Consider the following 13,576-nt stretch of genomic DNA (forward strand, 5'->3'; position numbering starts at 1 on the left):
CGTCCCAAGGGGGGACCCCTCGATGTCCACACAGCAGCCCGTGCTGCAACTCCAGAACCTGACCCGCGTCCACGGCGCGGGCGCCACCGAGGTGCACGCCCTGCGGGGGATCGACCTCGCCGTGTACCCGGGCGAACTCGTCGCCGTCATGGGCCCGTCCGGCTCCGGAAAGTCCACCCTGCTCACGATCGCGGGCGGCCTCGACACCCCCAGCTCCGGCCGGGTGATCGTCGAGGACACCGACATCACCACCGCCGGCGTCAAGCAGCTCGCGGCCCTGCGCCGCCGCAGCATCGGCTACGTCTTCCAGGACTACAACCTCATCCCGGCCCTCACCGCCGCCGAGAACGTCGCCCTGCCCCGCGAGCTGGACGGGACCTCCGCCCGCAAGGCACGCGTCGAGGCCCTGGCCGCCCTGGAGGAGATGGGGCTCGGCCACCTCGCCGAGCGCTTCCCCGACGAGATGTCGGGCGGCCAGCAGCAGCGGGTCGCGATCGCCCGGGCCCTGGTAGGCGACCGCCGGCTCGTCCTCGCCGACGAGCCGACCGGCGCCCTCGACTCCGAGACCGGCGAATCCGTGCTCGCCCTGCTCCGCTCCCGCTGTGACGCGGGCGCCGCCGGCGTCCTCGTCACCCACGAGCCGCGGTTCGCCGCCTGGGCCGACCGCGTCGTCTTCCTCCGGGACGGCGCCATCGTCGACCAGACCGTGCGCAGCGACGCCGACTCCCTCCTGTCGGGCCAGGTGGCCGAAGCGTGAAGACCTGGTTCCACTCCTGGCGGGCCGCCATCCGCATCGCCCGGCGCGACGCCTGGCGCTCCAAGGGCCGCAGCGCCCTCGTCCTCGCGATGATCGCCCTGCCCATCCTGGGCGTCAGCGCTCTCGATCTGACCATCCGCAGCTCCGAACTCTCCTCCGCCGAGCAGGTGGAGCGGTCGATGGGCGCGGCCGACGCGCGCTTCGCCGACGCCGATGCCGGCGGAGTCCCGATCCTGCAGGATCCGACCGGCGATATGAACACGCCGGCCAAGGACTACAAGAACGAGCCGTGGCCGAGCGGCCCCACCGATGTCACCAGGACGTTCCCGGCGGGCTCCACCGTCCTCACGGACGGCACCGGATCGGCCAAGCTGACGACGGCCCACGGTCTGCTCATGACCGGGGTGCGTGAACTCAAGGCATCGGATCCGATCGCCCGCGGCATCATGCCGCTCCTGGAGGGGCGTTACCCGGAGAAGAGCGACGAGGTCATGGCGACCTCGCACTTCCTGGAGACGAGCGGCCTGTCGGTCGGCTCGACCCTTTCCGCCCGCAACTTCGATCGCACGTACCGGATCGTCGGTGCCTACGAACTTCCCGACTCGCTCGACGTCGACCAGGTCAACGCGCTGCCGGGAGCCTTCCTCGTGCCGTACGCGAAGGCCGTCGAGAAGGCCGGTCTGAACGCGTCCGGCATCTCCCTCTCGTACCTGGTGCGCAAGGACGGTGGTTTCACGTGGAACACCGTCCAGCAGATCAACACCAAGGGCGTGACCGTCGCCTCGCGCATCGTGCTGCTCGACCCGCCGGCCAAGTCCGAGGTCCCGATCTACCAGAAGGAGGGCTGGGGCACCTACGAGGAGAGTTCGGCGGCCGCGGCCGCCGAACTCGCGGCCCTCGGCACCGTCGTGGGCCTGGCGATGCTGGAGATCTGCCTCCTCGCAGGACCTGCCTTCGCCGTCGGCGCCCGCCGCTCGCGCCGCCAGCTCGGTCTGGTCGGGGCCAACGGCGGTGCCCGCAGCCACATCCGGGCCATCGTCCTGAGCGGCGGCCTGGTCATCGGCATCGCGGCCGCCGTCACCGGCATCGCCCTCGCCGTGGTCCTGACGCTGCTGCTGCAGCCGGTCCTGGAGGGTGTCATGGGCCAGCGGTTCGGCGCCTTCGACATCCGGCCGCTCGAACTGCTCGGCATCGCGCTGGTCGCGGTCCTGACCGGTCTGCTCGCCGCGATCGTCCCGGCCGTCACCGCCTCCCGGCAGACCGTGCTCGCCTCGCTCACCGGCCGCCGCGGGATCCGCCGCAGCAGCCGCGTGCTGCCCCTGATCGGCCTCGCGGCGCTGCTGATCGGCGGCGCGATCGCCCTCTTCGGCTCGATCGTCAGCCAGCAGTTCATCATCGTGGCGGGCGGCTCCGCCATCGCCGAGCTGGGTGTCGTCGCCATGACCCCGGCCCTGGTCGGCCTCTTCGGACGGACCGGCCGCTGGCTGCCGCTCTCGCCGCGGCTCGCGCTGCGGGACGCCGTCCGCAACCGGGGCCGTACGGCCCCCGCCGTCGCCGCGGTCCTCGCCGCCGTCGCGGGTACCGTCGCCGTCTCCACGTACATGGCCAGCAACGAGGCCGAGAACCGGGCCGCATACGAGCCCAAGCTGCCGTACGGCGTCGCCTCCGCCTTCGTCACCGACGAGGGGGGCCGGGACGTCCCCGCCGTCCGCGACGCCGTCCAGCGCTCCTACCCCGTCGACGTCCGCGCCGACGTCGAACGTGTCTCGGTCGGCAAGCCCGGCTGCGCGCCCTGGGGCCGCGAGCCCGGCTGCGGCCGCTACGAGGTCGTCATCCCGGCGGCGAACGAGTGCCCGCTGTACGGGACGCTCCCGGGCGGCGGTGACCCCTCCGAGCAGTACACGCCGGAGCAGAAGCGGAAGTTCCTCACCGACGACTGGCGGTGCAAGGACTCCGCGAGCAGCGGGATGTACATCACCGACGGCGGCCTGGTCGTCGGCGACGCCAAGCTGCTGCGGATCCTCGGCGTCGACGACCCCGCGACCGTGAAGGCCCTCGCCGACGGCGAGATCGTCACCTTCAACCGGTCCATGGTCGACAAGAACGGCAACGTCGCGATCAAGCAGATCACCGACCTCGCCGCCGCCGACAAGGCATCCGAGAAGAACCTCCCCGCACCCGGCAAGGTCGCCTCGCTCCACGCCTACCTGGTGCCCGGCGGCAAGAAGTCCTACGGGGTCCAGGCCCTGATGACCCCCGCCACCGCCAAGGCGGCCGGCCTCTCCACCGTGCCGCTGGGCTTGTACGTCAGCACCGACCGGCTCCCGGACAGCGAGCAGCGCCAGAAGCTCGACGGCGAGATCACCAAGCTCGGCAGCGAGGTCCAACTGCACCTGGAGGAGGGCTTCGTCAACGAGTACGGCATCATCCTGCTCGCGCTGGCCGTCTTCGCGGGCCTGGTCACCATCGGCGCCGCCGGCATCGCCACCGGGCTCGCCCAGGCCGACGCCGAGGCCGACCTGAAGACGCTCGCCGCCGTCGGCGCCCCGCCCCGGGTCCGCCGCACGCTCAGCGGGTTCCAGTGCGGAGTCGTCGCCGCGATGGGCGTGGTCCTCGGTTCGGCCGCCGGACTGCTGCCCGCGGTCGGACTCCGGCTGACCGAGGAGCGCGAGCAGATCCGCTTCCACGAGCAGAACATCGCCCAGGGCTGGAGCGCCGAGTCCCCCCTGCCCGACCTGCCGATCGTCGTCCCGTGGGAGACGCTCGCCGGCCTGCTCGTCGCCGTCCCGCTGGGCGCGGCGCTGCTCGCCGCCCTGGTGACCCGCTCGCGCGGCGCGCTGGCCCGGCGCGAGGCGACCTGACGGTCTTCGTTCTCGTCCTGTGCCCCTGTACGAGGGTGGATCACCCTCGTACAGGGGCACACCGTCTGGTGAGGCACGTGTACGAGAGAATGGGCGGCATGGAGATGCCGAGGAATGACAGGTCGCAGGAGAGCCCCCAGGTCCTCATCGTGGGACAGGACGGGATGACTCTCGGCGGCGTTCAGGGCGACGACGAACCCCGCGAGGTCCCGGTGACGGAAATGGTCGAGCAGCCTGCGAAGGTCATGCGGATCGGCAGCATGATCAAGCAGCTCCTGGAGGAAGTACGCGCGGCACCTCTCGACGAGGCCAGCCGCGTCAGGCTCAAGGACATCCACGCCAGCTCCGTGAAGGAGCTGGAGGACGGACTCGCGCCCGAGCTGGTCGAGGAGCTGGAGCGGCTCTCCCTGCCCTTCACGGACGAGGCAATCCCCTCCGAGGCCGAGCTGCGCATCGCGCAGGCGCAGCTGGTGGGCTGGCTGGAGGGCCTCTTCCACGGCATCCAGACCGCGCTGTTCGCCCAGCAGATGGCGGCCCGCGCGCAGCTGGAGCAGATGCGCAGGGCGCTCCCGCCGGGTGCGTCGCACGACGAGGACGACGACGACCGCGGCCACGGCCACGCGGTGCGCTCGGGGCCGTACCTGTAGGTCACGCCCGCGCCGCACGTACCGCGTGTACGGCGTGTACGGCCTGTACGGATGGCGCGGCGCGTACGCCTTGTACGGCTCGTACAGCCTTGTACGGCTCGTACAGCTCGTACAGACGAAGGGGTCCGGCACACACCGTGTGCCGGACCCCTTCGTCGTGGCCGTGAGAGGGGGGCGCGTCAGCCCTGGGGGGCGGCGTCGGCCCTGGGGGCGAGCAGCAGGACCTTGCCGACGTGGCCGCCGGACTCCAGTGCCCGGTGCCCGTCGGCGGCCTCCGGCATCGGCACCGTGCGGTCGACGACCGGCCGGACCGTGCCCGCGCCGATCAGGGGCCAGACGTGCTCCCGGACGGCGGCGACGATCGCCGCCTTCTCCTCCGCGGGCCGGGAGCGCAGGGTGGTCGCCATGACGGCCGCGCGCTTCGCGAGCAGCGCCCCGAGGTTCAGCTCGCCCTTCACCCCGCCCTGGAGGCCGATGATCACCAGCCGGCCGTTCACGGCCAGTGCCTTCACGTTCCGCTCCAGGTACTTGGCGCCGACGATGTCCAGGATGACGTCCGCGCCCGCCCCGTCCGTCGCCTTGGCCAGCTCCTCGACGAAGTCCTGCTCGCGGTAGTCGATGAGGATGTCCGCGCCCAGTTCGGCGCAGCGCGCCAGCTTCGCGGGACCGCCGGCCGTGACCGCGACCCGCGCGCCGATCGCCTTCGCCAGCTGGATCGCCATCGTGCCGATCCCGCTCGCGCCACCGTGCACGAGGACCGTCTCGCCCGGCCGCAGGTGCGCGATCATGAAGATGTTCGACCAGACGGTGCAGGCGACCTCGGGGAGCGCGGCGGCCGTGGCCAGGTCGACGCCCTCGGGCACCGGCAGGAGCTGGCCGGCCGGGACCACGACCTTCTCCGCGTAGCCGCCGCCGGAGAGCAGCGCGCACACCTCGTCGCCGACGGACCAGCCCGCCACCCCGGGGCCGAGGGCGGAGATCCGGCCCGCGCACTCGAGCCCGGGGTACGGGGAGCTGCCCGGCGGCGGGTCGTAGAAGCCCTGGCGCTGGAGCAGATCGGCGCGGTTGACCGCGCTCGCCACCACCTCGACGAGGACCTCGCCCTCGCCGGGTACGGGATCGGGCACCTCGGCCCAGACCAGGGCCTCAGGACCACCGGGTTCCGGAATCGTGATCGCATACATGGCGGCGAGGCTACTCCCGCCGCCCCGGTGATCCCGGGTGATCAGTCCTGCGGCGGTGTGGAGAGCGGGGTCACCGGCGCGGCGCGGACGATGGTGATCACCCGGTCGGTGAGCTGGAGTGGGCTGGCCGCGGGGTCGTCGTATCCGAGCAGCCGGTGGCCGCGGAGCACGCTCACCACCAGGTCCTCGGTCTCCCGCACGCTCTTGCCGACCTCCCTCTTGGTCACCGGGCGTTCGACGAGGTCGAGGCCGGAACCCTGCTGGATCAGGTCCTCCATCACCGTGCCGGCGCTGGGGCTCAGCACCGAGAGGCCGAGCAGGCGCCCGGCGGCGCTGGCGCTGGTGATGACCGCGTCGGCGCCGGACTGGCGGAGCAGCGGCGCGTTCTCCTCCTCACGGACCGCGGCGACGATCTTCGCGCCCCGGTTGAGCTGCCGGGCCGTCAGGGTGACCAGGACGGCCGTGTCGTCGCGCTGGGTGGCGATGACGATCTGACGGGCCCGCTGCACCTCGGCACGGAGCAGCACGTCGCTGCGGGTCGCGTCGCCGATGACCCCGACGAAGCCGTCGGTGTTCGCCGTCTCGATCACCTTGGAGGAGGGGTCGACGATGACGATCTGCTCCTTGCGGAGCCCGGTGGCGCAGAGGGTCTGGATCGCGGACCGCCCCTTCGTCCCGAAGCCGACGATGACGGTGTGGTCGCGCAAGGTGGACCTCCAGCGGTTCAGCCGGAACTCCTCGCGGGTCCGCTCGGTGAGGACCTCGAGAGTGGTGCCGACCAGGATGATCAGGAAGAGCACGCGCAGGGGCGTGACGAGCAGGATGTTGGCGAGCCGCGCCGAGTCGCTGTACGGGACGATGTCGCCGTATCCGGTGGTGGAGAGCGTGACGGTCGCGTAGTAGACGCAATCGAGGAAGTCGAGCGTCTCGTTGGCGTTGTCGTGGTAGCCCGCGCGGTCGACGTAGACGATGAGGACCGTCAGCAGCAGCACGCCGAACGCCATGAGCAGGCGCTTGCCGACCTGACGGAGCGGCTTTTCCACGACCCGGCGGGGCAGCCTGACCCGCGGGCCGGCGATCCTCTCGTCGGCCTGGCGGGCCATCACGTCACGGCTGGGAAGTTTCACGTGAAACACGCTCCTTGGGCCGGGACGGCCCCCGCCGCCGTCGGCCACGGAAGGTCGAGGACGGTCAGCTCCTGGCCGGGCCGTGCGCCGCCGGGCGGGACGACGGCCAGGCCGTCGGCGGCCGCGATGCCCCGGAGCATCGCCGGTCCGTTGTAGCGGAGGGGAACGGCTCGTCCGTCGCGGCGCACGACCGGGACGAGCCGCGTGTCGTGGGGGTGCCCGTGCACTTCGCCCTCCACGGGCACCCCGAAGCCGGGCGTGCCGGAGCCGGGCGTGCCCGGGGCCCGGTACGGGGACGGGGTCCCGGTTCCGGAGAAGGCGGCGAGCAGCGGCTCGGCGAGGGTGAGGAGCCCGGAGATCGCGGCCAGCGGGTTGCCGGGGAGCCCGACGAGGTGGTGGGTGCCCTCGGGGCCGCCGGAGAGGCGGGCGAGGAGCATGGGGTGGCCGGGCCTGACCTTCACGCCGTCGACCAGGAGGGTCGCGCCGGCCCGGTCGAGGACCCCGTGGAGGTGGTCCACGGGCCCGGCGGCGGTACCGCCGGTGGTGACGACCAGATCGGCGGCGGAGCCGGTGACGGCCGCATACAGCTCCTCGGCGTCGTCGCCGATCCGGCGGGTGGCGAGCACCTCGGCGCCGAGCGCCTCCAGCCAGGGACCGAGCATCGGTCCGAGCGCGTCACGGATCAGTCCCTCGTGGGGGAGCCCCGCCGTGAGCAGTTCGTCGCCGAGGACCAGGATCTCCACCCGGGGGCGGGGCCGGACGGGAAGCTCGTCGTAGCCGGCGGCCGCGGCGAGGCCGAGCACGGCGGGGGTCACCGGGATGCCGGCCGGGAGCAGTTCGTCGCCGGAACGGCACTCCTGGCCCCGGGGCCTGATGTCCTGCCCCGGCACGACCTCGCGCAGCGCGTGCAGGACGCGACCGGTGCGGGCGGTGGCCCCTCCGGCCTCCTCGCCGTGCTCGGCGGGTTCCGTCCGGGAGTGTTCGCTGCGGAGGACGGCCGTGGCTCCGGTCGGGACACGGGCGCCGGTGGCGATCCGTACGGCCTCGCCTTCGGCCGGTGCCGCGCCGGGCACGTGCCCGGCGAGAACGGCGCCTTCCTCGCGGACGGTCCAGGGGCCGGGGCCCACGACGGCCCAGCCGTCCATGGCGGAGGTGTCGAAGGACGGCAGATCGGTGAGGGCCGCGAGAGGTGCGGCGAGGACACGTCCGAGCGCCTGCCCCAGCGGGACGCCCAGCGGCTTCCGGTCCTCCCGCGCGGCGCTCCCTGCGCGGACGGCGGCCTCCCGCGCCTCCGGCCAGGCGGTGGCCCGGTGCGGCCGCCCGGCCTTCGCGCCGGAAGCGTCGGGGGCAGTGCCGGAGTCGGGCGCGGCGCCGGAGTCGGTGCCGGCGGAGGACGTGCCGGGGTCGGCGCCGGAGTCGGGATCGGCGGAGGAGGCGGAGGGTTCGGTGCCGGCGGAGGAGGCGGAGGGTTCGGTGCCGGCGGAGGAGGTGCCGGGGGCGGTGCCGGCGGAGGGGGAGGAGGCGGGTTCGGGGGAGGCGGCGACGGCCGAGGCGGGTTCGGCGTCGGGCTTCTCCGCGACGGGGACGGGCTCCTTCGGACTCATCCGGCCTCGTCCTGCTCGGCGGCCCAGCGCTGGGCCAGCGCCGCGGCCTTGCGGGCGGCCTCGGCGACGGCCTCCGGCCCGGCCCCGGGGCCCGCGAGCGCCGCCGCGTACCCGACCAGGAAGGTGGTCAGGGGTGCGGCGGGGCGCGCCACGCCGTGGGCGGCGTCGCGAGCCAGGTCGAGGAGCACGCCGGTGTCGACGTCCAGCTCGATGCCCAGTTCGTTCTTGACTGCGGTGATCCATTCGTCCAGCACGGTCCCATGCTCCCTGATGCGGGACCGGGCCGTGGCGATGTCCTCCCAGGTGTCGCAGTCGAAGGAGGCGAGGGGGCCCGCGGTGACCCGGGTGAGCCGGAGGACCCGGGTGAGCCCGCGCAGCGGCAGATGGGCCAGACCGCGGTGCTCCTCCGTGAGCCGGGCCAGTGCGCGGCGCAGCGGCTCGGCCCGGTAGACGGCGACGAGCGGCTGGTCCCGGCCCTCCGCGTCGGTGAGGAGGGCGGCGTCGGCCCCGGGGGCCGCGGTGAGCGCGTCCAGGAGGGACCGGACGGTGGCGCCGTCGAGGAAGGGGAGGTCGGCGGAGAGGACGAGGAGGACGTCGGACTCCGTCTCCCGCAGCCCGGCGCCGAGGGCGGCGAGCGGGCCGCCGCCGGGCGGGTCCTCCCTCGTCCAGCGGACGGGGCGGAGTGCCGGGCGCGGGTCTCCGACGACCACGGTCCGACCCGCGTCGGGGCAGGCGGCGAGCACCCGGTCGAGGAGGGTCCGGCCTCCGACCCGTACTCCGGGCTTGTCGGAGCCGCCGAGGCGCCGGGCGGCGCCCCCGGCGAGCACGACGGCGTCGTATGCGGTGGTCACCCGAGCAGTATGGGCCGCCGGGTGCCGCGGACGTCCGGCCCGTCCCACGGAGGGAGACGGGCCGGACGGGGTGTCAGACCGTGCGGAGCAGCACCGCGGGCTGTTCGACGCAGTCCGCCACGTACCGCAGGAAGCCGCCCGCCGTGCCGCCGTCGCAGACGCGGTGGTCGAAGGTGAACGACAGCTGCACCACCTGCCGGACGGCCAGTTCGCCCTGGTGCACCCAGGGCTTGGGGATGATCCGGCCGACCCCGAGCATGGCGGCCTCGGGGTGGTTGATGATCGGCGTGGAGCCGTCGACCCCGAACACCCCGTAGTTGTTCAGGGTGAACGTGCCGCCGGTCAGGTCCGCCGGGGTGAGCGCGGACTCCCGGGCGGCCTCGGTCAGCCGGGCGAACTCGGCCGTCAGCGACTCGGCCGTCCGCTGTCCGGCGTCCCTGACCACGGGGACGACCAGGCCGCGCGGGGTCTGGGCGGCGAAGCCGAGGTGCACGGACGGCAGCCGGACGATCTCCCTGGCGGCGGTGTCCACCGTGGAGTTGAGCTCGGGGAACCGGGACAGCGCGTGGACGCAGATCCGGGCGAGGAGCGCGAGCAGCGAGATCTTCGGGCCGCCCGCCGCGTTCATCGCGGCCCGCGCCGCCATCAGTTCGGTGGCGTCGGCGTCGACCCAGCAGGTCGCGTCCGGGATCTCCGTACGGCTCCGCGACAGCTTGTCCGCCACCGCGCCCCGGATCCCGCGCAGCGGGATCCGCTCGGCCACCGGAGCGGACGCCGTCCCGGGGACGGGGGCCGCCACGGGGGCCGCGACCGGGGCCGTGCGGGCGGCGAGCGGCCGCTCCAGGGCCGCGAGGGCGAGCTCCACGTCGGCTCGCAGGATCAGGCCCGCCGGGCCCGATCCGCGCACCTCGCGCAGGTCGATCCCCCGGTCCCGGGCCAGTTTCCGTACGAGCGGCGAGATGACGGGCACCGGGCCCGCGTGCACGGCGGGCGCGGGAGCCGCGACGGCCACGGGCGCCGGAGCGGCCACCGGCGCGACGGCGGGCGCGGCGGACGCCTGGGCGGCGGCCGGGGCCGTGTGCCGTACCCGGCGGCGGCGGGCGGCGGGCTCGGCCGTGCCGTATCCGACGAGGACGTTGCCCGAGTACTCCGAGGAGACGGCGTCCCCCGCGGTGGGCGCCGCTTCCGGCGCCGCCTCGGTGAGCTCCTCCGGCGCGCCCGTGCCGCCCACCGCGACCGTCAGGAGCGGTGCTCCGACGGGCAGTTCGGTGCCCTCCTCGCCGTACCGCGCGGTGACGACACCGCCGTACGGGCAGGGCACCTCGACCATGGCCTTGGCGGTCTCGACCTCGACGACCGGCTGATCGATGGCGACGACGTCGCCGACGGCGACCAGCCAGCGCACGATCTCGGCCTCGGTGAGTCCCTCACCGAGGTCCGGCAGCTTGAACTCCAGCACCTGGGCCATCAGCTCCCCGCCTCCCACTGCAGCCGCGCCACCGCGTCCAGGACCCGGTCCACGCCCGGCAGATGGTGCCGTTCCAGCATCGGCGGCGGATACGGGATGTCGAAGCCCGCGACCCGCAGCACCGGTGCCTCCAGGTGGTGGAAGCAGCGCTCGGTCACCCGCGCGGCGATCTCCGCGCCAGGGCCGCCGAAGCCGGTCGACTCGTGCACCACGACCGCGCGGCCGGTCCGCCGCACCGAGGCGCAGACGGTCTCGTCGTCGAACGGCACGAGCGAGCGCAGGTCGAGGACCTCCAGGTCCCAGCCCTCGGCCTGGGCGGCCTCCGCGGCCTCCAGGCAGACCGGCAGCGAGGGGCCGTAGGTGATCAGGGTGGCGCCGGTGCCCTGGCGCCGGACGACGGCCCGGCCGATCGGCTCCACGGGCGCGGGCGCCTCGGGGGACCAGTCGGACTTGGACCAGTAGAGCCGCTTGGGCTCCAGGAAGACCACCGGGTCGTCGGAGGCGATGGCCGCGCGGAGCAGCCCGTAGGCGTCCTCGACGGTGGCGGGGGTGACGACGTGCAGACCCGGGGTGGCGGTGTAGTACGCCTCGGAGGAGTCGCTGTGGTGCTCGACGCCGCCGATCCCGCCGCCGTACGGGACACGGATGACGATCGGCATCGGCATCGCGCCGCGGGTGCGGTTCCGCATCTTCGCCACATGGGAGATCAGCTGCTCGAACGCCGGGTAGGCGAAGGCGTCGAACTGCATCTCGACGACCGGCCGCAGGCCGTACATCGCCATGCCGACGGCCGCGCCGAGGATGCCGGCCTCGGCCAGCGGCGTGTCCGTGCAGCGGTCCTCGCCGAACTCCTTGGCGAGCCCGTCGGTGACCCGGAAGACGCCGCCGAGGGTGCCGACGTCCTCACCCATGACATGGACGGTCGGGTCCTCGGCCATCGCGTCGCGCATGGCGCGCTGGAGCGCCTGCGCCATCGTGGCGGGCTTCGCCTTGCCGGCGGTCCTGCCGGCGGCACCGGCCGCCCGGGCCTTCGCGGGCCCGGTCGGTCCGGTCGTCGCGGTCGTCATCACGCCTCACCCTCACCCTCGGCGTCGAGCTCGGCGCGCAGCTGCGCCGCCTGTTCGCGCAGCTGCGTCGTCTGCTCCGCGTACACGTGGGAGAAGAGGTCCATCGGGTCGAGCACCGGGTCGGCGTTCATCCGTTCGCGCAGCTCCGCGGCCATCGTCTCGGCGGCCTCCGCCGCCGCGCGCCTGCCGTCCTCGTCGAGCAGGCCGCGCTCGGTCAGTTCCCGTTCGAGGAGCAGGATCGGGTCGTGCGCCCGCCAGGTCTCGACCTCGCCGGCCTCCCGGTACCGGGTGGCGTCGTCGGCGTTGGTGTGGGCGTCGATCCGGTAGGTGACGGCCTCGACGAGGGTGGGGCCGCCGCCGCGCCGCGCGCGGGCCACGGCCTCGGTCAGCACCTGGTGGACGGCGACCGCGTCGTTGCCGTCGACGAGCCGGCCCGGCATCCCGTATCCGACGGCCTTGTGGGCGAGGGAGGGGGCGGCGGTCTGCTTGGCGAGCGGCACGGAGATCGCGAAGCCGTTGTTCTGGACGAAGAAGACCACGGGGGCCTGCCAGACGGCCGCGAAGTTCAGGGCCTCGTGGAAGTCGCCCTCGCTGGTGCCGCCGTCGCCGACCATGGCGAGCGCGACCACGTCGTCGCCCTTGAGCCGGGCGGCGTGGGCGAGGCCCACCGCGTGCGGGAGCTGGGTGGCCAGCGGCGTGCAGAGCGGCGCGATGCGGTACTCACGCGGGTCGTACCCGGTGTGCCAGTCGCCGCGCAGCAGGGTGAGCGCCTGCACGGGGTCGAGGCCGCGGGCGACCGCCGCGAGCGTGTCGCGGTACGAGGGGAACAGCCAGTCCCGCTCCTCCAGGGCGAGGGCGGCGGCGATCTCGCACGCCTCCTGGCCGGTGGTGGAGGGGTACACGGCGAGCCGGCCCTGCTTGGTGAGCGCGGTGGCCTGCGTGTTGTACCGGCGGCCGCGGATCAGCTCCGCGTACAGCCGCAGCAGCAGTGCGGGGTCGGCGTCGGCCACGGCGTCCGTGCCGAGCACGCGCAGCGGCTCGGCGTCGGGCAGCAGCGGGGCGGGGTCGGTGCGGGGGCGCCAGGCAGGCGGCGGGGTCGGCCGGTAGTCGTGGACGGCACCGGGCGGCTCTTGGACTGTCGAACTGCGCTGTTGCAACGAGTCCACCTCCTCGTGGGAGCGGGCATAAGACCCGAAGGCGGGTGGCGCGGGTGTGGCGCGCCTCACCTACCGATTGTTCGGTCGTGGAGGCATTTTGGCTACAGGCACCTCCAGCCTGTGGACAAACGGTTCTCCACAGCCTGGGATAGGAGCAGGTCGTCCACCGGAGAGAGGCGGGGGCACATGGCGGATGAACAAATGGCCGTCGACCGGAGCGCGGCTCCGGCCGGCGCCACGGGCGAGGCGACGGGCGAGACGCTCGAAGGGACACGCGGAGGGCCGCTCGGCGCGGCCGAGGGCGAGGTGCCCGGCGAGGCCCTCAGCGCGCCCGTCGGCGTGCCCACGGGCGCGCTGCCGGCCCGCCCGCTGGACGCGATCGACCGCGACATCCTGCGGTTGCTCCAGACGGACGGCCGCGCCTCGGTACGCTCCGTCGCCGAGCGGGTGCACGTCTCCCGGGCCAACGCCTACGCGCGGATCAACCGGCTCATCGACGACGGGGTGATCCGCGGGTTCAGCGCCCGGGTCAACCACGAGCGGGCGGGCCACGGCGCCTCCGCCTACATCACGCTCAAGATCGTCCAGAACTCCTGGCGCACGGTCCGCGAGCAGCTCAGGGCGCTGCCCGGCGCCACGCACATCGCGCTGGTCAGCGGCGACTTCGACGTCCTGCTGCTCGTCCACACCCCGGACAACCGGACGCTGCGCGAGCTGGTGCTCACCCGGCTCCAGTCGATCCCCGAGGTGCTCTCCACCCGCACCCTGCTGGTCTTCGAGGAGACGGACCTCAACACCGACCCCCGCGCCTGAACGCCTGGAGCGGCCGTGGGGGGGGAAAGCCCCCGCCACG

11 protein-coding genes are annotated in these 13,576 nt (G+C 73.9%); 4 read left to right on the forward strand and 7 right to left on the reverse strand.

Features of this window, described 5'->3' with window-relative positions:
- The first annotated feature begins 22 nt into the window (after positions 1-22).
- The 3 genes from ACFVZH_RS16200 to ACFVZH_RS16210 all read left to right on the forward strand — a co-directional run bounded on the left by ACFVZH_RS16200 (position 23) and on the right by ACFVZH_RS16210 (position 4,265).
- The gene (locus ACFVZH_RS16200) at positions 23-757 is read left to right on the forward strand and encodes an ABC transporter ATP-binding protein (RefSeq protein WP_384897664.1); all 735 of its coding nucleotides are present in this window, start codon (positions 23-25) and stop codon (positions 755-757) included.
- A complete protein-coding gene (locus ACFVZH_RS16205; protein WP_384897666.1) occupies positions 754-3,618 on the forward strand; it encodes an FtsX-like permease family protein in 2,865 nt (954 codons plus the stop codon). Before ACFVZH_RS16200 ends, ACFVZH_RS16205 begins: the two co-directional genes overlap by 4 nt.
- Before the next feature lie 98 nt (positions 3,619-3,716).
- Positions 3,717-4,265 (forward strand): bacterial proteasome activator family protein, encoded by a 549-nt coding sequence (locus tag ACFVZH_RS16210; RefSeq protein WP_384897668.1) that lies wholly within the window; start codon positions 3,717-3,719, stop codon positions 4,263-4,265.
- Positions 4,266-4,444: 179 nt separating this feature from the next.
- On the opposite strand, the gene ACFVZH_RS16215 is transcribed toward ACFVZH_RS16210, so the two are convergent.
- The 7 genes from ACFVZH_RS16215 to pdhA form a co-directional block, all read right to left on the reverse strand.
- On the reverse strand, positions 4,445-5,449 hold the full coding sequence (locus tag ACFVZH_RS16215; protein WP_384897670.1) for an NAD(P)H-quinone oxidoreductase: 1,005 nt from the start codon (positions 5,447-5,449) through the stop codon (positions 4,445-4,447).
- A 41-nt stretch (positions 5,450-5,490) separates the two neighbouring features.
- Positions 5,491-6,576: a potassium channel family protein gene (locus ACFVZH_RS16220; protein ID WP_384897672.1), complete on the reverse strand. Its 1,086-nt coding sequence runs from the start codon at positions 6,574-6,576 to the stop codon at positions 5,491-5,493.
- Positions 6,573-8,180 carry a molybdopterin-binding protein gene (locus ACFVZH_RS16225; RefSeq protein WP_384897674.1) on the reverse strand — a complete coding sequence of 536 codons (1,608 nt, stop codon included), beginning with the start codon at positions 8,178-8,180 and terminating at the stop codon, positions 6,573-6,575. Before ACFVZH_RS16225 ends, ACFVZH_RS16220 begins: the two co-directional genes overlap by 4 nt.
- Positions 8,177-9,031, reverse strand: a complete 855-nt coding sequence (locus ACFVZH_RS16230; protein ID WP_384897676.1) for an NTP transferase domain-containing protein — start codon at positions 9,029-9,031, stop codon at positions 8,177-8,179. The genes ACFVZH_RS16225 and ACFVZH_RS16230 overlap by 4 nt, the downstream gene beginning before the upstream one ends.
- Before the next feature lie 73 nt (positions 9,032-9,104).
- Positions 9,105-10,499: a dihydrolipoamide acetyltransferase family protein gene (locus tag ACFVZH_RS16235; protein ID WP_384897678.1), complete on the reverse strand. Its 1,395-nt coding sequence runs from the start codon at positions 10,497-10,499 to the stop codon at positions 9,105-9,107.
- Positions 10,499-11,566 (reverse strand): alpha-ketoacid dehydrogenase subunit beta, encoded by a 1,068-nt coding sequence (locus ACFVZH_RS16240; protein ID WP_384897680.1) that lies wholly within the window; start codon positions 11,564-11,566, stop codon positions 10,499-10,501. Before ACFVZH_RS16240 ends, ACFVZH_RS16235 begins: the two co-directional genes overlap by 1 nt.
- Positions 11,566-12,732: a pyruvate dehydrogenase (acetyl-transferring) E1 component subunit alpha gene (pdhA, locus tag ACFVZH_RS16245; RefSeq protein WP_384897756.1), complete on the reverse strand. Its 1,167-nt coding sequence runs from the start codon at positions 12,730-12,732 to the stop codon at positions 11,566-11,568. Before pdhA ends, ACFVZH_RS16240 begins: the two co-directional genes overlap by 1 nt.
- Positions 12,733-12,909: 177 nt before the next feature.
- Between pdhA and ACFVZH_RS16250 the strand changes: the two genes are divergently transcribed.
- Positions 12,910-13,536, forward strand: coding sequence for an Lrp/AsnC family transcriptional regulator (locus ACFVZH_RS16250; RefSeq protein WP_384897682.1), 627 nt, complete (start codon positions 12,910-12,912; stop codon positions 13,534-13,536).
- The last annotated feature ends 40 nt before the right edge of the window (positions 13,537-13,576 follow it).

This window comes from Streptomyces sp. NPDC059534, assembly GCF_042743475.1.
GTDB lineage: Bacteria > Actinomycetota > Actinomycetes > Streptomycetales > Streptomycetaceae > Streptomyces.

Bases quoted from the DNA above. Each gene is read 5' to 3' on its own strand.
- ACFVZH_RS16200 (WP_384897664.1), top strand. From the start codon at position 23: ATGTCCACACAGCAGCCCGTGCTGCAACTCCAGAACCTGACCCGCGTC.
- ACFVZH_RS16210 (WP_384897668.1), top strand. From the start codon at position 3,717: ATGGAGATGCCGAGGAATGACAGGTCGCAGGAGAGCCCCCAGGTCCTC.
- ACFVZH_RS16215 (WP_384897670.1), bottom strand. From the start codon at position 5,449: ATGTATGCGATCACGATTCCGGAACCCGGTGGTCCTGAGGCCCTGGTC.
- ACFVZH_RS16225 (WP_384897674.1), bottom strand. From the start codon at position 8,180: ATGAGTCCGAAGGAGCCCGTCCCCGTCGCGGAGAAGCCCGACGCCGAA.
- ACFVZH_RS16235 (WP_384897678.1), bottom strand. From the start codon at position 10,499: ATGGCCCAGGTGCTGGAGTTCAAGCTGCCGGACCTCGGTGAGGGACTC.
- ACFVZH_RS16240 (WP_384897680.1), bottom strand. From the start codon at position 11,566: ATGACGACCGCGACGACCGGACCGACCGGGCCCGCGAAGGCCCGGGCG.
- ACFVZH_RS16250 (WP_384897682.1), top strand. From the start codon at position 12,910: ATGGCGGATGAACAAATGGCCGTCGACCGGAGCGCGGCTCCGGCCGGC.